This window comes from Sorangium sp. So ce281, assembly GCF_051527395.1.
GTDB lineage: Bacteria > Myxococcota_A > Polyangia > Polyangiales > Polyangiaceae > Sorangium > Sorangium cellulosum_B.
The window spans coordinates 7,072,335-7,092,195 of the sequence record NZ_CP150322.1; the positions used below are offsets into that span (position 1 = coordinate 7,072,335).

The 19,861-nt window shown below is 70.1% G+C and carries 16 protein-coding genes; 10 read left to right on the forward strand and 6 right to left on the reverse strand.

Annotated features, from left to right (window positions below):
• Positions 1 to 52: 52 nt before the first annotated feature.
• Both WMF27_RS26715 and WMF27_RS26720 read left to right on the forward strand, forming a co-directional pair.
• Positions 53 to 4,729, forward strand: a complete 4,677-nt coding sequence (locus WMF27_RS26715) for a CARDB domain-containing protein (RefSeq protein WP_437766047.1) — start codon at positions 53 to 55, stop codon at positions 4,727 to 4,729.
• A gap of 542 nt (positions 4,730 to 5,271) precedes the next feature.
• The gene (locus WMF27_RS26720) at positions 5,272 to 5,541 is read left to right on the forward strand and encodes a hypothetical protein (RefSeq protein ID WP_437766046.1); all 270 of its coding nucleotides are present in this window, start codon (positions 5,272 to 5,274) and stop codon (positions 5,539 to 5,541) included.
• A 55-nt stretch (positions 5,542 to 5,596) separates the two neighbouring features.
• Here WMF27_RS26720 and WMF27_RS26725 read toward each other — a convergent pair whose 3' ends face one another.
• Positions 5,597 to 6,355, reverse strand: coding sequence for an SDR family oxidoreductase (locus WMF27_RS26725; RefSeq protein WP_437766045.1), 759 nt, complete (start codon positions 6,353 to 6,355; stop codon positions 5,597 to 5,599).
• A gap of 161 nt (positions 6,356 to 6,516) precedes the next feature.
• Complete coding sequence (locus tag WMF27_RS26730) at positions 6,517 to 7,551, reverse strand: zinc-dependent alcohol dehydrogenase (RefSeq protein WP_437766044.1); 1,035 nt, start codon at positions 7,549 to 7,551, stop codon at positions 6,517 to 6,519.
• 247 nt (positions 7,552 to 7,798) lie between these two features.
• Here WMF27_RS26730 and WMF27_RS26735 point away from each other — a divergent pair, with 247 nt between their 5' ends.
• Entirely contained in the window at positions 7,799 to 9,316 is a 1,518-nt protein-coding gene (locus WMF27_RS26735; protein ID WP_437766043.1) for a xylulokinase, read from the forward strand.
• Between the two features lie 108 nt (positions 9,317 to 9,424).
• Here the strand turns inward: WMF27_RS26735 and WMF27_RS26740 are convergent, their stop codons facing one another.
• The 3 genes from WMF27_RS26740 to WMF27_RS26750 all read right to left on the reverse strand — a co-directional run bounded on the left by WMF27_RS26740 (position 9,425) and on the right by WMF27_RS26750 (position 13,595).
• Positions 9,425 to 10,339 carry a hypothetical protein gene (locus WMF27_RS26740; RefSeq protein WP_437766042.1) on the reverse strand — a complete coding sequence of 305 codons (915 nt, stop codon included), beginning with the start codon at positions 10,337 to 10,339 and terminating at the stop codon, positions 9,425 to 9,427.
• Between the two features lie 211 nt (positions 10,340 to 10,550).
• A complete protein-coding gene (locus tag WMF27_RS26745; protein WP_437766041.1) occupies positions 10,551 to 11,909 on the reverse strand; it encodes a serpin family protein in 1,359 nt (452 codons plus the stop codon).
• A 291-nt stretch (positions 11,910 to 12,200) separates the two neighbouring features.
• A complete protein-coding gene (locus WMF27_RS26750) occupies positions 12,201 to 13,595 on the reverse strand; it encodes a serpin family protein (RefSeq protein ID WP_437766040.1) in 1,395 nt (464 codons plus the stop codon).
• Between the two features lie 297 nt (positions 13,596 to 13,892).
• Between WMF27_RS26750 and WMF27_RS26755 the strand changes: the two genes are divergently transcribed.
• The 5 genes from WMF27_RS26755 to WMF27_RS26775 all read left to right on the forward strand — a co-directional run bounded on the left by WMF27_RS26755 (position 13,893) and on the right by WMF27_RS26775 (position 17,090).
• Positions 13,893 to 14,294 carry a type II toxin-antitoxin system PemK/MazF family toxin gene (locus WMF27_RS26755; RefSeq protein WP_437766039.1) on the forward strand — a complete coding sequence of 134 codons (402 nt, stop codon included), beginning with the start codon at positions 13,893 to 13,895 and terminating at the stop codon, positions 14,292 to 14,294.
• An 82-nt stretch (positions 14,295 to 14,376) separates the two neighbouring features.
• On the forward strand, positions 14,377 to 15,117 hold the full coding sequence (locus WMF27_RS26760; protein ID WP_437766038.1) for a HEAT repeat domain-containing protein: 741 nt from the start codon (positions 14,377 to 14,379) through the stop codon (positions 15,115 to 15,117).
• 210 nt (positions 15,118 to 15,327) lie between these two features.
• Positions 15,328 to 15,792 carry a MarR family winged helix-turn-helix transcriptional regulator gene (locus WMF27_RS26765; RefSeq protein WP_437766037.1) on the forward strand — a complete coding sequence of 155 codons (465 nt, stop codon included), beginning with the start codon at positions 15,328 to 15,330 and terminating at the stop codon, positions 15,790 to 15,792.
• 75 nt (positions 15,793 to 15,867) lie between these two features.
• The gene (locus WMF27_RS26770; protein WP_437766036.1) at positions 15,868 to 16,407 is read left to right on the forward strand and encodes a carboxymuconolactone decarboxylase family protein; all 540 of its coding nucleotides are present in this window, start codon (positions 15,868 to 15,870) and stop codon (positions 16,405 to 16,407) included.
• 128 nt (positions 16,408 to 16,535) lie between these two features.
• Entirely contained in the window at positions 16,536 to 17,090 is a 555-nt protein-coding gene (locus WMF27_RS26775) for a hypothetical protein (protein WP_437766035.1), read from the forward strand.
• A 62-nt stretch (positions 17,091 to 17,152) separates the two neighbouring features.
• Here the strand turns inward: WMF27_RS26775 and WMF27_RS26780 are convergent, their stop codons facing one another.
• Positions 17,153 to 17,275, reverse strand: coding sequence for a hypothetical protein (locus WMF27_RS26780; protein ID WP_437766034.1), 123 nt, complete (start codon positions 17,273 to 17,275; stop codon positions 17,153 to 17,155).
• Positions 17,276 to 17,306: 31 nt separating this feature from the next.
• Between WMF27_RS26780 and WMF27_RS26785 the strand changes: the two genes are divergently transcribed.
• Positions 17,307 to 18,146 carry an SDR family NAD(P)-dependent oxidoreductase gene (locus WMF27_RS26785; protein WP_437766033.1) on the forward strand — a complete coding sequence of 280 codons (840 nt, stop codon included), beginning with the start codon at positions 17,307 to 17,309 and terminating at the stop codon, positions 18,144 to 18,146.
• A gap of 161 nt (positions 18,147 to 18,307) precedes the next feature.
• Positions 18,308 to 19,738, forward strand: a complete 1,431-nt coding sequence (locus WMF27_RS26790; RefSeq protein ID WP_437766032.1) for an SPFH domain-containing protein — start codon at positions 18,308 to 18,310, stop codon at positions 19,736 to 19,738.
• Positions 19,739 to 19,861: the final 123 nt, after the last annotated feature.

Sequence of the window (19,861 nt, forward strand, 5' to 3'; positions counted from 1 at the left end):
ACGCGCCCCCAGCTTCTCCTGATTCTCTATGCTCAGCCTAACAGTATCTCTGGTGCGACGGGCGTGCTTCGTGTTCGGCATGCTGGCGATGACCGTGGGGTGCGGGAGCAGCGGACCCCCTGACGATCCCGAGCCGATCGGGGCCGCGACCGGGGCGCTCACAGGCGACGAGCCCGACCTCGTGATCTCGAGCGCGAGCGCGCCGCCCAGCGTCCTGCCAGGCGGCTATTTCACGACGTGGGTCACTGTGTGCAACCAGGGCAACTCGGCGAGCTACAGCACCCAGGTCGAGGTGAGTCTGTCGGACGACGACATCATCACACCGTCGGATCCCATCACCGGCTATGCGCCGCTGGGGTATCTCGACGCGGGGCAATGCGTCGAGCTCGGCGTCCAGACCGCCGCGGCCGTGCCCGATGGCGCGTACACGCTCGGCGTCGTGGTGGACTCGTTCGAGCAGGTGATCGAGCTGTCGGAGACCAACAACGCGGCGGTCGCAGGCGAGATCGGCATCGGCTACGGCCCGGATCTCATCGTCTCGGCCGTGAGCGGCCCCCCGAGCGCGCCCCCCGGCGGCGGCTTCGAGGTCCAGGCCACGGTGTGCAACCAGGGCACGACGCCGAGCCAGAGCGCGCTCGTGGATGTGCTCCTCTCGCCGGACGCCGCGATCGAGCCGTCGGATCACCTCCTCGGCGGCATTCCGGTTCCATGGCTGGATCCTGGCCAGTGCGAGTCGGTGATCATGCCCGCCAGCGCCAGTGTCCCCGAAGGCGCCTATCATCTCGGCGCGATCGCGCACGAGAACGGCTGGTACGCGGAGCTCATCACGTCCAACAACGCGCTGGCGGGCGGGCTGCTCGGCGTCGGCTACCAGCCGGACCTCGTCGTCTCGGCGGTGAGCGGGCCGCCGAGCCAGGGGCCCGGCGCCTGGTTCGACGCGTCGGTCACCGTCTGCAACCAGGGTACGCAGCCGAGCTACGGCGCCGACGTCGACCTCCTGCTCTCGCCCGATGGCGAGATCACGCCCGCCGATTTCCCGATCGGAGCCGGCCATGTGCCCTACCTGAGCCCCGGACAGTGCTTCTCCACGACCATCCCCGCGAACACGTACGTGCCCGACGGCGCGTACACGCTGGGCGCGATCGTGGACGCCCCGGACTGGGTCGTCGAGCTCATCGAGGCGAACAACGCCGCGGCGGGCGGCGTGATCGGCGTCGGCTACCAGCCGGACCTCATCGTGTCCTCGGTGAGCGGGCCGCCGAGCGCGATGCCTGGCGGCATCCTCGACGCCTCGGTCACCGTCTGCAACCAGGGCACGCAGACGAGCTATGGCAGCGACGTGGAGCTGTACCTCTCCTCGGACGGGATCATCACGGCGAACGACGTGCCCATCGGCGTCGATGCGGTGCCGTACCTCGATCCGGGGCAGTGCACCACGCGAACGCTCCACGTGGGCGCTTACGCGCCTGACGGCGCCTACCACCTGGGCGCGATCGTCGATCGGTACGGCAGCGTCCCCGAGCTCATCGAGAACAACAACGCCGCAGCTGGCGAGGTGGTCGGCATCGGCTATCGGCCAGATCTCATCGTCACCTCGGTGAGCGCCCCGCCGAGCGCCGTTCCGGGCAGCGGCTTCGACGCCGCCGTCACCGTCTGCAACCAGGGCACGACCCCGAGCTACAGCGCAGCCCTGGAGCTGCGCCTGTCAGCCGACGACAACATCACGGGGACCGACCCGCCCGCCGGCGGCGCCCAGACGCCGTACCTGGATCCGGGGCAATGCGCTGCCGTGACCGTCCTTGCGAGCGCTTACGTGCCAGACGGCGCCTATCACCTCGGCGCGATCGTCGATCTGTACGACTGGCAAGAAGAGCTGAACGAGGCCAACAACGCCGCGTCGGGCGGGCTGCTCGGCGTGGGCTATCTGCCGGATCTCATCGTCTCCGCCGTGAGCGGGCCGCCGAGCGTGTTCCCCGGCGGCGGCTTCGACGCGTCGGTCACCGTCTGCAACCAGGGCACGCAGACGAGCTACGGCACCCACGTCGAGCTGCGCGTCTCCGCGGATGCGACGGTCACGACCGCCGACTTCCTCGCCGGCGGCGGTCCTGTGCCCTACCTGGATCCGGGCCAGTGCGCCACCGTGACCTTCCCGGCGAGCGCTTATGTGACCGAGGGCGCCTACCACCTCGGCGCGATCGTCGACCCGCAGGGCTGGGTCCCCGAGCTCATCGAGACCAACAACGCGGCCTCAGGCGCTCCGATCGGCATCGGCACCTTGCCTGACTTCACCGTCGCTTCCGTGAGCGGCCCGCCCAGCGTCCTGCCGGGCAGCGGCTTCGACGCGGAGATCACCGTCTGCAACCAGGGCATGACCCCGGGCTCCAGCATGGTGGAGCTGCGCCTGTCCGCCGACGCCACGATCACGGAGGCCGACGCGCTCGCGGGCGGCGCGCCGACGCCTTACCTGGATCCCGGCCAGTGCGCGGCCGTGACGATCCCCGCCAGCGTGTATGTGGCCGACGGCGCCTATCACCTCGGCGCGCTCGTCGATCCGTACGACTGGCAGCCCGAGTTGATCGAGACCAACAACGCGGCGCCGGGCGATCTGATCGGCGTCGGCTACTGGCCCGACCTCGTCGTCTCGTCCGTGAGCGGGCCGCCGAGCATCATCCCTGGCGGAAGCTTCGACGCGTCGGTCACGGTCTGCAACCAGGGCACACAGACGAGCTACGGCACCCAGGTGGAGCTGCTGCTCTCTGCGGACGCGACCCTCACCATGGCGGATTCCCCTGCTGGCAGCGGTCCGGTGCCGTACCTGGATCCGGGCCAGTGCGCCGCCGTGACCTTCCCGGCGAGCGCGTACGTGCCCGACGGTGCCTATCACCTGGGCGCGATCGTCGACCGGGACAACTGGGTTCCCGAGCTCATCGAGACGAACAACGCCGAGGTGGGCGCCGTGATCGGCGTCGGCAACTGGCCCGACCTCATCATCTCCTCGGTCAGCGGCCCGCCCAGCGCCATGCCGGGCAGCGTCTTCGACGCGTCCGTCACCGTGTGCAACCAGGGCACGCAGCCGAGCTACGGCAGCGACGTGGAGCTCTACCTGTCCGGCGACGCCGCGATCACGGAAGACGACACACACGCTGGCGCCGGCATGGTCCCCTTCCTGGCACCCGGGCAGTGCGCCTCCGTGCCCGTCTTCGCGAGCGCCTATGTTCCCGATGGCGCGTATCACCTCGGAGCGATCGTCGATGTGAACGACTGGCACGAAGAGCTGATCGAGTCGAACAACGCCGCCTCGGGCGACCTCATCGGTGTGGGCTTCCAGCCCGACCTCGTCGTCTCGGCGGTCAGCGGCCCGCCCAGCGCCATGCCGGGCAGCGTCTTCGACGCTTTCGCCACCGTCTGCAACCAGGGCACGTCCCCGAGCTACGGGGTCGACCTCGAGCTCTTCCTGTCGAGCGACGACGCGATCTCGCCCGCGGACATCCACGCCGGGAGCGGCTATGTGCCCGGCCTGAGCCCTGGACAGTGCACCTCCGTGCTCGTCCCCGCGAGCGCCTATGGGCCCGACGGCGCCCACCACCTCGGGGCGATCGTGGACCCGGGCGAATCGCTCGTCGAGCTCATCGAGACCAACAACGCCGCGGCGGGCACCGTGCTCGGCGTCGGCTATCGGCCGGACCTCATCATCTCCGCGGTGGAGGGCCCGTCCAGCGCCCTGCCAGGCAGCAGCTTCGACGCCGAGGTCACCGTCTGCAACCAGGGCACGCAGCCGAGCTACGGCACCGATGTGGAGCTGCGACTGGCGGCCAGCGACCAGACGGCCAGCGCCGGTGTGATCGCCGGGGGCGCGCCGGTGTCGTACCTGGATCCTGGCCAGTGCACGGTCGTGGCCATCCCCGCCTACTCGGCGGTGCCCGACGGCGCCTATCGCCTCGCCGCCGTCGTGGACCCTTTCAGCTCGACTCAAGAGCTCATCGAGACCAACAACACCAACGCAAGCGGCGTGTTCGGCGTCGGCTACCAGCCGGATCTCATCGCGTCCGTGGGCGGCCCATCGACCGCCGCGCCGGGCGGCGGCTTCGACGCCATCGTCACCGTGTGCAACCAGGGCACCACCCCGAGCGGAGGTACGAGCGTCGATGTGCTGCTGTCGTCGGATGGGACGGTCACGCCCTCGGATATCCATGTCGGCAACGGCTGGGTCCCCGGGCTGAGCCCTGGCCAGTGCGAGAGCGTCACCGTGGCCGCCGGCGCCTACGCCCCCGACGGCGCCTACCACCTCGGCGTGATCGTGGACCTGAACGGCCCGGTCCAGGAGCTCATCGAGACCAACAACGCCGCCGCCGGCGAGCTCATGGCCATCGGCCACGGCCCCGATCTCGTCGTCTCGGCGGTGAGCGGCCCGCCGAGCGTCACGCAGGGCAGCCTCTTCGACGCCTCGATCACCGTCTGCAACCAGGGGACGGCCCCGAGCTACGGCACCATGGTGGAAGTCCGGCTGTCCGCCGGCGCGACGATCACGACGGCCGACTTCCTCGCCGGAGGCGCCTGGGTGCCAGGCCTCGCCGTAGGCCAGTGCGAGAGCCTCGTCGTCCCCGCTGACACCTACCTCCCGGTGGACACCTACACGCTCGGGGCCATCGTGGACGCCTACGGCGAGGTCCCCGAGCTCCTCGAGGGCAACAACGCCACGGCAGGCGGCGAGCTCGTCGTCAGCTTCTGATCATCGCCTCGGCTCGCTCCGGAGCGCAGCACGGGTCGCTCGCGCTCGCGACGACCATCGAGGGGGAAAGCATCGTGACAAGACCTCCCCGCGAACGAAGAGGGTACAGAGGAAGCGGGTGAAAATCACTTCGTCACCACCCCGCGGACCCCGGAGCCAAGTCGACCCCCTCCGACGCGCGCCATGATGGGGCCGAGGTAGCCCAGGCGCGCCGGATTCATTCGATTTACACGACCTGTGGCAGACGCTGTGCGCGCTTCTCTTCATCCTCCTGGCTCGCAAGGCGCAATCAGCGCTGAGACCGCCCCCCCCGCTGGCGGCGACGCGGCAACTAAAGTGCCCTGCCACTCCCGCATGGGACTTCCATGTCCCTCGATTCCTGTGTAAATATGCCAGATGCTGTCGGCGCTGAATGTCGAATCGCCGCCGGCAGGATCTCCTGGTTGCCAGCAACGTGTGACCTTGCCGTGAGAGGTGTTTCCATGAATCGAGGATCGTCTTCGAGGCGTCTGTCCAGGAGCCGCGTCGCGAGCTCCCTGTCTGTGCTTCTCTGCGTGCCCGTGGTGGCGCTCGCGCTCGCCGGTTGCGGCGGCACGGAGCCCTCCACTTCGTCCGAGTCCGACGAGTCCACGCCGGACCGAGACGAAATCATGAGCTGGGAGGAGTTCCAGGCGAACGTTTACCGCGACCCGCAGCGCGGGGTCTACCTCATCGACGACGAGCAGGGGCTCGACGACGCGGAGCTGCGTGTCGTCTACGAGCGCTATGTCAAGACCGGGGCGCTCGTCGTGAAGCCGCTCGGGCGGCGCTGATCACGCCCCGCAGGGATACGATCGATAGCTTGCTTCGAGCGTCCCACCGGATGCCTCACGCCGCGCCGGCCAGCGACAGGGCGAGCCAGTCGTCGAAGCGCGTCGGCATGACGCGCGCGCCGTCGCCCGGGGTGAGCGACCGATCGTCGATCCGGAGACCGAAATAGGGCGCCTCCGCGTCGGCGATCACCTCGCGGCGGTCCTTCTTCGCGCTCAGGTACTTGCCGACGAACTCGGCGAGCGGGCGCCGCTCGGGGCCGGCCACCTCGAGGATCCCGTTCACGGGCGCCCCGAGCGCGACGTCGGCCAGGGCCTCGGCGACGTCCTCGGCCGCGATCGGCTGCAGGTGCGCCGACGAGAGGCGGACCCGCTCGGCGTCGGCGCTGGAGCGCGCGATGCCGTCCATGAACTCGAAGAACTGCGTGGCCCGCAGGAGGGTGTAGGGGATCCCGGAGGCCTCGATCAGCGCCTCCTGCGCCATCTTCGCGCGAAAATAGCCGCTGCCGAGCATTCGATCGGTGCCGACCACCGAGAGCGCCACATGATGCCTGACGCCCGCGGCGGCCTCGGCGGCGAGCAGGTTGCGGCCCGAGGTCTCGAAGAAGGCGAGGACCGCCTTGTCCTCGAACGACGGCGCGTTCGCCACATCGACCACGACCTCGGCCCCCGCGAGCGCCGCGGCGAGCCCCTCGCCCGTGAGGCTGTTGACGCCCGTGGAAGGCGACGCCGCGACGACCTCATGGCCCCGCTCGCGGAGCCTGCGCACGAGCTTCGTCCCGATCAGGCCGGTTCCACCGATAACCACGATCTTCATGTCTTTCTCCCTTGTCGATCACGCGAGCGACCGGTGCCTTGCTCCTGTGACCCCGCGCTCGCCGTCACAATGACGAAGTGGGTCTAGCTCGTGTGACATGGATCGAAGGGAAGAAGGAGAGCCGCGCTGCCTCGCCTGGAGATCCCGCGCGAGGACCCCGATCAGAACGGCGTGTCGCCTTCGCCCGGAACGATGATCGACTTCAGCGCCCCGTCCTGGCAATCCGCCTGCAGGCGGAAGCCCTTCTCGGCCTCGGACAGATCGAACCGGTGGGTGACGATGGACTCGACGTCCACCGCCCCGTCGGCGACCAGGCGGATCGCCCGCGGGTACACGTGCCCCATGCGCCGGGAGAACTTGATCTTCAGCCCCTTGCGGCGGCACAGCGCCGCCGGCAGCGAATAGCGATCGCCCTCGGGGATGCCCGCCAGCAGGATCCGCCCGCCGATGCGCGCGGCCTCGGCCGCGTGGTGGAAGCCCTCGGGCGAGTTCGTCGCCTCGATCACGAGATCGACCCCGCGGCCGCCCGTCCACTCCGCGATGGCCGCGAACGTCGGCGCAGCGTCGTGCGCGCCCAGCCGGCGCGCGGCCTCGGCCCGGTACGCGACAGGGTCGACCGCGAAGACGCGCGCGACGCCGGCCAGGCGCGCGAGCTGGACCAGGCACAGCGCGATCGGCCCGCACCCCAGCACCGCCACCGTCTCCTGCAGGTGGGGCCGCGCCAGGTCCATCGCGTGCATCGCGACGCCCAGCGGCTCCAGCATCACGGCCTTTCGCACCGAGAAGCTGCGGGGGACCGGCACCAGCTGCTCGGGGCGCACCGCCAGCCGCTCCGCCATGCCGCCGTGGAGCGGCGGCGCACCGAGGAACTCCACGTGCGGGCACAGGTTCACGTGGCCGCGGTGGCACCACTCGCAGCGGCCGCAGGCGTGCGCGGGGTCGACGGCGACCAGCTGCCCCCTCGACAGGCCCAGCGCCGGGTGGTCGTCGACGACCCAGCCGGCGAACTCGTGCCCTGGCACGAAGGGGGCCCGGACCTGCGCCGCGCCGATCCCGCCCTCCAGGTAATAGTGCAGGTCGCTGCCGCAGATCCCGCAGCCCGCGACCTGGATCGTCACCATCCCCTCGCGAGGCAGCGGAGGTTCGACCTCGCCGAGCCGGACATCACGGATGCCGTGAATGAAGGTTGCGCGCACCGTTCGAGTCTCCCTTTCAAGACGCCGCCGGCTCCCCGGCGGCGGGTAGTGGTCGTGTTTGAACATGAAGGCGGGAAGGCGGGAAGAAAAGATCAATGATCTTCCCGCCTTCATGTGAACTCTCTCCGGGCAAATGCGACCACTACCCGGCGGCGCCGCGCTGGACGATTGTGCCGGCGCGATTTCCTACTGTAGTCTGCGCCCGTGATCGCTTGTCAATCCTGCGTTCCGGGGCGCTGACGGCGCCATGCCGGCCGACCTCGTCCTCGGCATCGACCTGAGCACCACCGCGGCCAAGGCGGCGGCCTTCGACGTCCAGGGGCGCTTGCACGCCGCCGGCCGCGCGCCGCTCTCGCTGGCCCGGCCGGCCCCTGAGCGATTCGAGCAGGATCCCCGGGACTGGTGGGCTGCCCTGTGCCAGGCGGTCGCCGGCGTCACCGCCGCGGTGGACCCGGGCCGCATCGCTGGCCTCGCGATCGCGCACCAGCGCGAGACCTTCGCCTGCCTCGGTCCCGACGGCGAGCCGCTCCGCCCCGCCATGCTCTGGCTGGACGGCCGCGCGCGCGGGCACCTCGGCGCCTTGATCGACCGCATCGGGCGAGACCGCCTGCGGGCGCTGTCCGGCAAGGCCGCGGACTTCGGCCCGGCGCTGCCCAAGATCGCCTGGCTGGCCAGCGAGGAGCCGGACACCCACCGCCGCACGGCCCTCTTCTGCGACGTGCAGGCGTACCTCGTGCAGGCGCTGACCGGGCGCGCCCGCACCAGCTGGGCGAGCGCCGACCCGCTCGCGCTCTTCGACATCGGCGCGCACCGCTGGTCCGAGGAGCTCTGCGCCGCGGCAGGCATCACGCCCGACCGGCTGCCGGAGGCGCTCCCTCCCGGCGCGCCCCTCGGCGCTGTGTCGGCGGCCGCCGCGGCGGCCACCGGCCTGCGCGAGGGCACGCCGGTGCTGGCCGGCGGCGGCGACGGCCAGATGGCGGGGCTCGGCGTGGACGCTCTGGACCCGCGGCGCGCCTACCTGAACCTGGGCACGGCGGTGGTCTTCGGCGTCTTTTGCGCCGAGCCGCGGCAGGACCCGGCGTGGCGGACCATGACCAGCGCCTCCGGCCGCGGCTACGTGCTGGAGAGCAGCCTGCGCAGCGGGGCGCTGCTCTCGGACTGGTACCTGCGCCGCCAGCTGGGCGTCGATCCGCGCGACGGTGCCGCGATGGCCGCGCTCGAGGCCGAGGCGGCGTCGCTGCCGCCCGGCAGCGACGGCCTGCTGCTCTTGCCCTACTGGGAGGGCGCCATGAACCCCCACTGGGATCCCGACGCCCGCGGCGCGATCCTGGGCCTCACGGACGCGCACGGGCGCGGCCACGTCTACCGCGCCCTGATCGAGGGCGTCGCGCTCGAGCAGGCCCTGGTGCTGGACCTGATGCGGGGCGCGGCCGGGATCGAGGTCGCGGAGTTCGCCGCGGTCGGCGGCGTGGCCGCGAGCGACCTCTGGTGCGCCGTGATGGCCGACGCGACGGGCGTCGCCATCGAGCGGTCCGAGACGGTCGAGGCGGCGTGCCTGGGCGCCGCCATGTGCGCGGCCGCCGGCGCCGGGCTGGCCGGGAGCATCGAGGCGGCCGCGCGGGCGATGCGCGGGACCGCCACCGCGACGTTCCATCCCGATGCCGCGCGCCGGGGGCGCTACGCGGCGCTGCTGGGGATCTACCGGGACATGTATCCGCAGCTCTCGGGGCTGCTGCGCCGCCTCTCGGCCTTCACGAGGGAGTAAGTGCGCCCCCCTCGCCGCAGGGCGCGTTCCGCGGCGGCAGACCCGCGCTCAAGCAGGCGCCGCGACCGACGCCCGCGACCTGGACAGCCCGTCGTTGGCCGGTATCGCTCAGCTCAGACCGTCGAGCACCTCGGCGAGCGACGCGGCGACGATGGCCCGCTCATGCCATCGCTCCAGAGTCTCCGGATCCTTCTCGGCCAGGATGCGCTCACGCGCCACGTCCGGCACGGCGATGCCACGAACCCTGAGCGCGGTCAGCACCGCACGCGCCGCCTCCTCGGCGCGGCCTTCTTTCCGCTCCTCGGCCCGAAGCTTCCGCTCGTATTCCTCGAACCACGCCCGGATCTCTGCGCTCACATCGTCCTCCTCGTCCGTCGTCGGCTCATGGCTTGTGAACCGGAAGTGTACCAGCAGCGGCGTGGCGACGCTCTTCTCCCAGGCACCGTGCGGCAGGGCCGCCAGATCCGCCAGCGCCTCGCGAAAGCGGCGGCCTGACCCGAGCAGCCGCAGCAGCAGCGTGGCACGCGTCCGGGGCAGCTCCGCGAGCACCACCACGCGCATTGCCAGGCCCGGCACAGCCTGGTAGACGCCTGCCTGCGCCGGCTTGAACCCATCAGCGTCGAGCACCGTCTCAGGACGCCCCCGGCTGACAACGACCAGCGCGGGAAAGTCCACCGTCGGCTGTAACGGCGCCTCGGCATCGTCGTCCGGCACGACGGAGCCGGCTGCAGCGCGGGCGCGACGTTCGAGCTCGTGGTGCCATGTCAGCTGCTTGCGCAGGCACCGCCGGACCAGCCGAAGGCTCGGCGTGCCGTGAAACGGCTCGAACAGGCTCGGCCCCGTCGAGAGCTCGCCGAGCAGCCCCATCCTGACGCGCTGAGCCTCCCGAGCAGGATCGGGCACGCAGTAGACGTCGATCTTCTGGGTAGCCGCCAGCACCTCGACCTCGGTTTGCACCGCCGATACGAGGCTCAGCCCATCGCGCAGCAAGTTCTTGGAGAACTGGTCGGAGCGGTTGTGCATCGGCGCGCGACCCTATAACCCGTGATCGCGGCGCGGGCCACCATCTATGGAGCCAGAGAGTCGAATCGGAGAATCGGCAGATTCGACGCGATATTCGAGCGACGCCCGTAATGACGCATGAACCGACCTGCACTTACCGATACGTCGAACCAATCGTGTGAGAACCTGCAGCGCGAGGGCGATCTCAGAAGTGCGTATGCCTCACGTCTCCTCAGCGCGCTGTCGGATCGCTGACGCGCCCCGCGAAGAGGAGCGCCCCCGTCGGCAGGTCGCTGATGAAGAAGAAGAACGGACGGTCGAGGACGATCGCCACCGGCTCGAGGAAGATGCCCGCGCCCGCGGAATTCTCGGCGACGAGGACCGCCGTCGCCGCCGCGGCCTCGGTCCCGGCCTCGTCCACGCCGATGACCGCCTTGTGGATGACGTCCTGGATCTGGAGCCCTCCGCCCTCGATGATGCCCGAGAAGTCGGCGCTGCCGCCAAACGCGACGTCCATGCCGAGATCCATGAGCGCCTTCTTGAGAGGGGTCGAGGTGCCGAACGAGAACTTCGGCATCGTGATGTCGACCGACCGTGACTGCAGCGAGGCGATGATCGTCTCGAGCCCCTCGCCGTCGAGCGACTCCGCCAGCGCGTCCGCGGTCCCCTCGGCAGGCAGGACGAGGAACATCGAGACAGGGGTGCCCGCATAAGGGATCTCCACCGCTTCCCAGCCGTCGCCGGCGCCGTAGCGCGTCTCCTGTGTGCCGTGCATCATCTGGGCGGTGACGCTCGTGCCGTCGCCGCGCTGGAACGCGCCGGGCTTCGTCGCGTCCTCGTTGAACGGCGTGTGCCACGCGGCGTCGAAGTAGATGGCATTGGTGAGCACGACGCGCGTATCCTGGGTCACGCTGCCGTGGAGGAGCTCCGGAATCATGCCCTCCGTCTGGTCCTTCACCCACGCGTTGATGAGGCCCTCGGCCTCCTCCGGGGCATCGAAGTCGGCGAGCCGCACGCGCGCCCCGTAGCTCTCGCCGAGCACCGTCAAGAACGGCTGCTCGAGCGCGAGATCGACGTGCGACCAGATCGCGTTGGCCGTGTGGAGCCGGAAGCCGCCTCCCTCGACGTTGCTCGAGCCCTCGGCGCGCTTGTGGAGCTCGAGATCCACGTAGTTGAACGCCGGGTGCAGCCGCTCCTGCGGGAGCTCGAACCGCATCGTCGCGGCCATCGCCTGCTCCGTGGTGGTCCGCGCGCCCGCGTACGTCATGGCGAGCGCCGTCGAGATGCTGTAAGGCGAGTAGACGACGTTCCCGTTCGCGCTGGGGATCGCGCGGCCGAGGTCGAACGCGAAGCTCGCGTTGTTGCGCGCCAGCAACACCCGATCCTCCTCCGAGACGACCGGGCTCTCGATCCGCGCCGCGTTCGAGGGCAACACGCAGCCCGCCTTCTTCTCGAAGCACTCGACGGGAGCCTCGGGCGAGTCGCCCCCTCCCCCGCCCTGATCCGAGCCGCCTTCGCCCTGGCCTGGGCCGCCGCCTCCCGTGCCCCCAACCTGGGCCGAGCTGCACCCCACCAGAGCTGACATAAGCATGGTCGCCAAGAGAATCGTTGTTCGCATGGCGCAGGCGGACTGCAGGCAGCATGCCAGAGCGCCTCCCCGCGAAAAAAACGCGACTTTGGCCTGAAGGACTGAGCGCAGCGGGGGAATCAGAGACAGATTGCGCCACGATGAGCCGCATGTCTAGCCCGAGAGAGAACCGGGATATGCGGGCGGCGGCGAATTCATGGCTCGGCGGGATCGATGAGTCTGTGCCACTCCTTGCCAGACACCGGGGTGTCATGGCGAGGAGCTCTTCCGGCGCCCGAGGGGCTTCGTTTCACCTCAGTGTGCTGTCGGATCGTTGACGCGCCCCGCGAAGAGGAGCGCCCCCGTCGGCAGGTCGCTGATGAAGAAGAAGAACGGCCGGTCCAGCACGATCTCCGCGGGCTCGGGGAAGAAGCCCGAGCCCGTGGCGCCGATGAGGACCGCCGTCGCCGCCGCGGCCTCGGTGCCGGCCTCGTCCACGTCGATGACCGCCTTGTGGATGACGTCCTGGATGAAGAGATCTTCGCCCGGCTCGACCGGGAGCAGCCCCGAGAAGTCGGCGCCGGGGCCGAAGGCGGCCCCCATGCCGAGCTCCGTCAGCGCGCTCTTGAGAGAGGCCGAGGTGCCGAACGAGAACTTCGGCATCGTGATGTCGACCGACCGCGACTGCGTCGAGGCGATGATCGTCTCGAGCGCCGCGCCGTCGAGCGACTCCGCCAGCGCGTCCGCGTTCCCCTCGGCAGGCAGGACGAGGAACATCGAGACAGGGGTGCCCGCATAAGGGATCTCCACCGCTTCCCAGCCGTCGCCGGCGCCGTAGCGCGTCTCCTGTGTGCCGTGCATCATCTGGGCGGTGACGCTCGTGCCGTCGCCGCGCTGGAACGCGCCGGGCTTCGTCGCGTCCTCGTTGAACGGCGTGTGCCACGCGGCGTCGAAGTAGATGGCGTTGGTGAGCACGACGAGCGTCTCCGGGGTCACGCTCTTCTTGAGGAGCTCCGGAATCATGCCCTCCGTCTGGTCCTTCACCCACGCGTTGATGAGGCTCTCGGCCTCCTCCGGGGCATCGAAGTCGGCGAGCCGCACGTGCGCTCCGTAGTTCTCGCCGAGCACCTTCAAGAACGGCTGTTCGAGCGCGAGGTCGAGCTGCGACCAGATCGCGTTGGCCGTGTGGAGCCGGAAGCCGCCTCCCTCGACGTTGCTCGAGCCCTCGGCGCGCTTGTGGAGCTCGAGATCCACGTAGTTGAACGCCGGGTGCAGCCGCTCCTGCGGGAGCTCGAACCGCATCGCCGCGGCCATCGCCTGCTCCGTGGTGGTCCGCGCGCCCGCGTACGTCATGGCGAGCGCCGTCGAGATGCTGTAAGGCGAATAGACGAGGTTCCCGTTCTCGCTGGGGAGCACGCGGCCGAGGTCGAGCGCGAAGCTCGCGTTGTTGCGCGCCAGCAACACCCGATCCTCCTCGGAGACGACCGGGCTCTCGATCCGCGCCGCGTTCGACGGCAGCACGCAGCCAGCCTTCTTCTCGAAGCACTCGACGGCCCCGCCGCCCTCTCCCTGCCCCGAGCCGCCCCCTCCCTGCCCCGAGCCGCCCTCTCCCTGGTCCGGGCCACCGCCGCCGCTGCCGCCACCCTCGTTCGAGCTGCACCCCGCGAGAGCCGACATGAGCACGGTCGCCAAGATAATTGATGTTCTCATGATGCCAGGGTATTGCAGTCTGCGTGCCAGAGCGCCTTTGCGCCGAAAATCGCACGTTTGTCCCGGGGAGACGCGCACAGCCGGCAAACCTGGAGCAGACTGTGCCACGATGAGCCGAACGCGGCGCTCACGGGTGAGCCGGGACGAGCCGGTGATGACGCAACCGCTGGATCGGTGGGGTCGATGTGCCTGTGCCGCCTTGCCAGACCCCGTGGTGTGCTGGGAAGATCGTGCCGCACGAGCGCGGTTGCGCCGAGATGCGCCACGGACCATCCTTCGTGCCGGCGCGCGAGGCACATGAAGACGGACGCAGGCGCAGGAGAACCGACAGGCACGCGCTCGGCGCGGATCGATCGCGGCGACGTGTTCTGGATAGGGCCCGATGACTCGCGGGGGCCTGTCCCGAGCTACTCCCATCCCCATGTGGTGGTCCAGGACGACGTCTTCAACCACTCGCGCATCACGACCGTGGTCGTGTGCGCGCTGACGTCGAACTTGCACCGGGCGAGCGAGCCTGGGAACATCCTGCTCGACGTGGGCGAGGGGAACCTTCCCAGGCAGAGCGTCGTGGTCGTGTCGCAGATCTCCTCGGTCGAGAAGGCCCGCCTGGGCGAGCGGATCGGGTCGCTGTCCGACGGACGGGTGGAGCAGATCCTGGCCGGCCTGCGCTTCCAGCAGGCGTCGTTCTTCAGGCGGTAGCGAGGGGGTGCACCTCATGGGGCAGGTCGACTTCATCGCGGCTGTGGCGTTGTGCGAGCGCGGCTTCTGGGGAGAAGGATGAATGGCTCACCGCGGTGGTCCGGAGGACGCTTTCAGGACGAGGCTTGCCCAGGATCGGGCGCGCATCGAGGCGGCGATCGAGCGGCTTTCGGGGGAAAAGCCGAAGCCTGAGCGGTTCCTGATCGCGCTGGCCGAGGCGTGGGGCCGCCCGGTTCACCATCGGAATTGTTTCGGCAGGTGGCTGCCGCCGGTTGCCCCGACCGAGCGTGGCGTGAAGAGCGCTGCGCGCTGGGTGGCTGCGTCCAATCCTAACGTCCAGCGAGCCGCCCTCTCTGCCCTCGAGAAGGCTGGGGCGGCTGCGCAGCCTGTTCTGGGTACGGTCGCCGATGCCCTGACGAGCAAGGAGCCCGTCGTGCGGCTCGCCGCAGCCCGCGTGCTCGCGCGCGCTGCGCCGTGTCCCGAGCAGGCTCCGGCGCTCCGTCGTGCCCTCTCCGACGAGCTGTTCACCGTGCGCTGGCTGGCGGTGGAGGCGCTCGCGCGCAGCGGCGACGAACACCCGCTGGCGCCCGTCCTTGCGGCGTCGCGTCCACGGCTCGACGCCTGGCTCGCTGCCTATCGGCTCGATGGCTGGCTGCGCGCGGTCGCCGCCCTTGGCCGGGATGCGTCCGCGCTGTTGCCCGAGCTGAACGAGCTCCTGGACCGATCCTCGGGGCCCAGCCGGAGCGACACGTCGTGGCACGAATCGAGATTCACGATCGAGCGGCTCGTACGGGAGCTTCGTGCGACCCAGGGTGAACCCTGAACGGTTTCATTCAACGCACACACGAGGCCATGCCAGCGCTTCCGTCCATGGACGACATGACCATGAGCCGACGACCGAGCGCCTGTCTGCGGACCGCCGTGCTCGCGCTCTCCGCTGACGGCTGCGGAGGCGTAGGGGGCACCGCCGTCAGCACGAGCGGCGCAATTGATTGCATTGACAACTAAATTCTGTGCGCTAGGATCGGTCATCATGCGCGACCAGTTCACGGCCGAAGGGGGGATCGTCCTCGACAACGCGCTCAGCTACTGGGTGGCGCGCGTCTACCTCGCTTCCCGCGCCGCGATGTACCGGCGCTTCCGCGCGCACGGCGTCGAGATCACGCCCGAGCAATGGATGGTCCTCGTCCGCCTGTGGGAGCAGGAGGGCGTCACGCAGACGCACCTGGCCGAGCGCACCTTCCGGGACGTGCCCACGATGAGCCGGATCCTCGCGCTCATGGAGCGCGACGGGCTGGTCGAACGCCGGCTCGACCCGACGGACCGGCGCGCCCGGCTCGTCTATCTCACCGCGCGCGGGCGAACGCTGCGCAAGGCCCTGTCGGGCGAGGCCATGGCCCTCGTGGACACGCTGCGCGCCGGCATCCCGGAGGACGATCTCCTCACGACCCGGCGCACGCTGCAGCGCATCCTCGCGAACCTCGAGCCCGAGGCCTGAAAGGCGCCCCGCCGTCCGCGGGGCCTTCTTCATCTCCAATTACTTGCATAGACAACCAATTCAGGAGACACCCGCATGAGCCAGACCGCTGCTTCCCCTCACTTCCCTGCGCACACGCTCGACACGGCGCCCGCGGCGGCCCGCCCCGCGCTGGAGCGGGCTTCGCAAAAGTTCGGCTTCCTGCCGCTGCCCTTGGCGCGCTTCGCTACCTCGCCGCTCCTGGTGCGCGCCTTCGACGAGCTCCTCTCGGTCTTCGAGGGGGCGACGCTCTCGCCGGTCGAGCGCGAGGTCGTGGTGATGGTCGTCGCCGGCGAGAACGGCTGTGATCTCTGCCGCACGATGCACCGCGGGCTGCTCCTCCGCGCGGGGGCTTCCCCCGAGGTCGCCGCGGCGCTGTTCGAGCGAAGGCCGGCGCCCGACGCGCGCCTCCAGGCGCTCGCGGCGTTCACCGAGGCGACGCTGCGCGAGCGGGGCCAGGTGCCGGACGCCGATCTCGACGCCTTCCTCCGCGCGGGCTTCACCGCCGAGCAGGCCCTGGAGGTGATCGTCGGTATCGGCACAACCATGCTGTCGACGTTCGCGAACCGGATGACCCGCACCCACGCGCTGCGCTGATCGCGACAGAAGCGCGGGGCTCGAGAGCGGAAGCGCCGCGGTGATCTCGCGCTGGTCTCCTTGACAAGGCGGGGGAAGCGTCAGCTACGCTGGCTCTCCACGAAAGAAGGATTCGAGGTAGCGGACGCATGACTGCGCAATTCGGTGACGACGTCGCCTATGCGGGCGCTGACTGGAGCCTTGCGGGCGTGAACGGCGGCGAGCTGTTCGACCCGGCGAGCCACGGACTTCGTGTTCGCCCGGCGAGCACTGCATGCTGGCGTGGCTTCGTCTGTCGCTATGAGCTTCGCGACAACGCCCTGTACCTCGACGGCCTGGACGTCGCGCTCGAAGGTGAAGCTCCTCCCCTGTTGGACAAGATGCCGCAGAAGCCGAAGGAGCCCCTGGGATTCACGGCCGCCTACGAAGGCATCGGGCTCCACGTCCCGTTCAGCGGCGGCCTGCTTCTCGCGTGCGACTTCTTGCTCGAACTCTATGTTCACATGGGCTTCCACCCGGCGTGGAAATACGCCCACGTCCTCGAGGTGGAGCTCGAGGCGGGACGCATCTCGCGCGTCACCGACTGCTCGAAGGCGATGGCCGACATCCGCAGCCGCGTCGCGGGCACGGATGAGCCAGGCCCGGGGAGCTCCCACGAGGACATCGAGGCGTGGGTCGAGCGTGCCTTTTCCCGCAAGTACTGACGCCGTTTCCTGATCCCCGGAGAGCTCGTGGCAAGCCCGCGAGGACGCCGCGCGATTCGTCGTCACGTCCCGCAGAACGAGCGCTTCAGCCTGCGGGAGCCGGGCGGGTCGAGCGGATCGCGCGCGCCGTGAACGACGATCGTCGCGCCCCGAGCCAGGCTGAGGTAGCACTTCTCGAACACCACGTCTTCGCGGCGCGGGGGTGAGGAGGGATCGATGTCGAAAATCGCACTCGTTACAGGCGCGAACCAGGGCCTCGGTTACGCGATGGTGGCCCGCCTGTGCCAGGAGTTGCCGCCGGGCAGCACCGTGTACCTGGGGGCGCGGGATCCGGAGCGCGGCGAGGCGGCCGTTGCGCGCCTGCGCGAGCAAGGCCTGCAGCCGTCGCTGGCCCGGCTGGACGTGACCGACGACGCGAGCGTCCAGGCCCTGGCGGAGACGCTGGCGCGCCGTCACGGCGGGATAGATATCGTGCTCTCGAACGCGGCCGCGCGCATCGTGAAGGACCTGCCGCAGGCGGTCCAGGTCCGCACCTTCATCGACACGAACAACCACGGCACCTACCGGATGATCGGCGCCTTCGGGCACCTGCTGCGCGACGGCGGGCGGTTCCTCGTGGTCGCGAGCGCCTTCGGCTCGCTCAGCAAGCTGGATTCGCGGCTGCACCACCGCTTCGACCCCGCCACGCGATCTCTCGAGGACATCGAGCGCGTCATGGACGAGTACGTCGAGCTGGTCGAGCGCGGCGAAGCAGAGGCCCACCACTGGCCGGCGTGGATCAATATCCCGTCCAAGGTCGCGCAGGTCGCCTCGATGAAGATCTACGCGCGCCAGCGGCAGGCCGAGGCCGCACAGCGCGGGCTCACCATCGCCGCGCTCTGCCCCGGGCTCGTGGACACCGACGCGTCGCGCCCGTGGTTCGACGACATGTCGTCGGCGCAGTCGCCAGCGGATGCCGCAAAGAACGTGCTCTGGATCTGCACGCAACCCGCCGAGTCGACGCGCGTAATTTATGGTGAGCTCGTACAGCACCGACGGATAATTCCCTGGTTATGAGGTAACAGCGCTCCATCCTGGACCGGCGCTGCGCTCCATTCCGGATCGGCGCCTCGCCTGTCGCGGGTCGCCCGCGCGCGGCGCGGCCCCGGAACGCCTGCTTCGCCGTGTCTCCTGCCTGGCCCGCTTCCTGCGAAAGCCGTTCTCGCGAGGTAGAGGTCATGACGCACATCGAGCAACGCAGGGTCATCATCCACGAGAACGGCGTGCCGGGCAGCGCCGCGGCGGTCCTCCACGCGGACGATCACGGGACCGGGGCGGCCGGTCGCGGGCGGTACGATCAGGGCTGGCGCGCCGGCAAGCCGGCCGAAGATCCGGAGAAGCTCAAGAGATGGGGCCGTGTCAGCGCCAAGCCGAGCGAGTACCTGATTCACATGCGGCGGGGTAGCCTCCGGCCCACCTCCGGTCAGGGCGCCTCGTGCTTCAAGCTCCCGGGCGACAGCGTCGCCATCGTGCCGACCACGGTCCAGAAGCTCCAGTTCACGGCCGACCAGGTCACCCTCGAGAAGGTCGGCGTGGAGATCACGGGGCTCGCCGTCTACCGCATCGCGGAGCCGCTCATCGCGTTCCGGATGCTGAACTTCTCGTTCCCGGAGCGCGCGCAGGAGAAGCTCGAGGCGCTCCTCGTGGACATGTTTGCCGGCGCCGCGCGCCGGCTGGTCGCGAACCTCTCCGTCGAGGAATGCCTGACGCGGCGGAAGGAAGGGCTCGCCAGCGAGCTGATGCGAGAGATCGTGCCCGTCGTCTCCGGGCGCGGCAGCGCCGAGGACACCACCGACAAGGGGTGGGGCGTCCTCATCGATACCATCGAGATCCAGGACGTGCGCATCCTCTCTCCGGCGGTGTTCGGCAACCTGCAGGCGCACTATCGCCAGGAGCAGGAGCGGAAGGCCAGGGAGGCGTCGCTGCTCACCGAGCGCGCGGTCCGGCAGGGCGAGGCCGAGGCGCAGCGCGCGATCGAGCTGACCAGGCTCTCCGCCGAGGTCGAGCTGGGCACGCGACGCCAGGAGACCAGCGAGAAGGCCCGGCTCGAGGAGCTCGCCTCCGAGGCGCGGCTGAAGGAGACGCGGCTGGCCCACGAACAGCAGATCGCGGCGCTCACGCTGAAGGCCGAGATCGAGAAGACCACGCTCGAGGCGGAGGCGGCGGCGGCGCGCCACGCGGCGAAGATGGCCGCGAGCGCCCAGGAGATCGACCTGCTCAGGCAGCGCGCGGCGATCGCGGGCGCGCGCCGGCTCGTGGCCGAGGCCGAGCTCGCCATCGCCGAGATCGAGGCGAGGAAGGCGCGGCTCACGCAGGAGATCGAGCTCGACCGCGCGCGGGCGCTCCGGGAGATCGAGAACACCGTGTCGCCGGAAGTCATCCGGTTGACGGTCGCGCAGCAGATGCCGGCGCTCGCCGCCGCGTTCCAGCAGCGGATGGGAGAGGTGCACGTCACGGCCGTCGATGGCGCCAACCCGTTCGGATACATCGCGGCGGCCGTGGAGGGGGTGATGGGGCTGGCGCGCGCGGCAGGGCTCGAGGTGCCGTCGGCGCGCGCGCAGAAGGCGGAGCTGACCGAGGAGAGCGGGCTGGACGGCAGCCGGCGTTGAGCCCGGCGCCACGGTCGCGCGATCCTGGCGCGGAGCCAGGCGGGCCGGGACAAGGTTGCTTCATCTGGCGGCGCGGCGCGAGGCGCACATCAACCGGGCCGTGGGGAGTTGGATCAACTGACG

What these genes read in the sequence shown, in the direction of transcription:
- WMF27_RS26725 (WP_437766045.1), bottom strand. Translation starts at nt 6,355, where the DNA reads ATGAAGATCGTGGTTATCGGTGGAACCGGCCTGATCGGGACGAAGCTC.
- WMF27_RS26735 (WP_437766043.1), top strand. Translation starts at nt 7,799, where the DNA reads ATGCCGGCCGACCTCGTCCTCGGCATCGACCTGAGCACCACCGCGGCC.
- WMF27_RS26740 (WP_437766042.1), bottom strand. Translation starts at nt 10,339, where the DNA reads ATGCACAACCGCTCCGACCAGTTCTCCAAGAACTTGCTGCGCGATGGG.
- WMF27_RS26745 (WP_437766041.1), bottom strand. Translation starts at nt 11,909, where the DNA reads ATGCTTATGTCAGCTCTGGTGGGGTGCAGCTCGGCCCAGGTTGGGGGC.
- WMF27_RS26750 (WP_437766040.1), bottom strand. Translation starts at nt 13,595, where the DNA reads ATGAGAACATCAATTATCTTGGCGACCGTGCTCATGTCGGCTCTCGCG.
- WMF27_RS26755 (WP_437766039.1), top strand. Translation starts at nt 13,893, where the DNA reads ATGAAGACGGACGCAGGCGCAGGAGAACCGACAGGCACGCGCTCGGCG.
- WMF27_RS26760 (WP_437766038.1), top strand. Translation starts at nt 14,377, where the DNA reads ATGGCTCACCGCGGTGGTCCGGAGGACGCTTTCAGGACGAGGCTTGCC.
- WMF27_RS26765 (WP_437766037.1), top strand. Translation starts at nt 15,328, where the DNA reads ATGCGCGACCAGTTCACGGCCGAAGGGGGGATCGTCCTCGACAACGCG.
- WMF27_RS26770 (WP_437766036.1), top strand. Translation starts at nt 15,868, where the DNA reads ATGAGCCAGACCGCTGCTTCCCCTCACTTCCCTGCGCACACGCTCGAC.
- WMF27_RS26775 (WP_437766035.1), top strand. Translation starts at nt 16,536, where the DNA reads ATGACTGCGCAATTCGGTGACGACGTCGCCTATGCGGGCGCTGACTGG.
- WMF27_RS26785 (WP_437766033.1), top strand. Translation starts at nt 17,307, where the DNA reads ATGTCGAAAATCGCACTCGTTACAGGCGCGAACCAGGGCCTCGGTTAC.
- WMF27_RS26790 (WP_437766032.1), top strand. Translation starts at nt 18,308, where the DNA reads ATGACGCACATCGAGCAACGCAGGGTCATCATCCACGAGAACGGCGTG.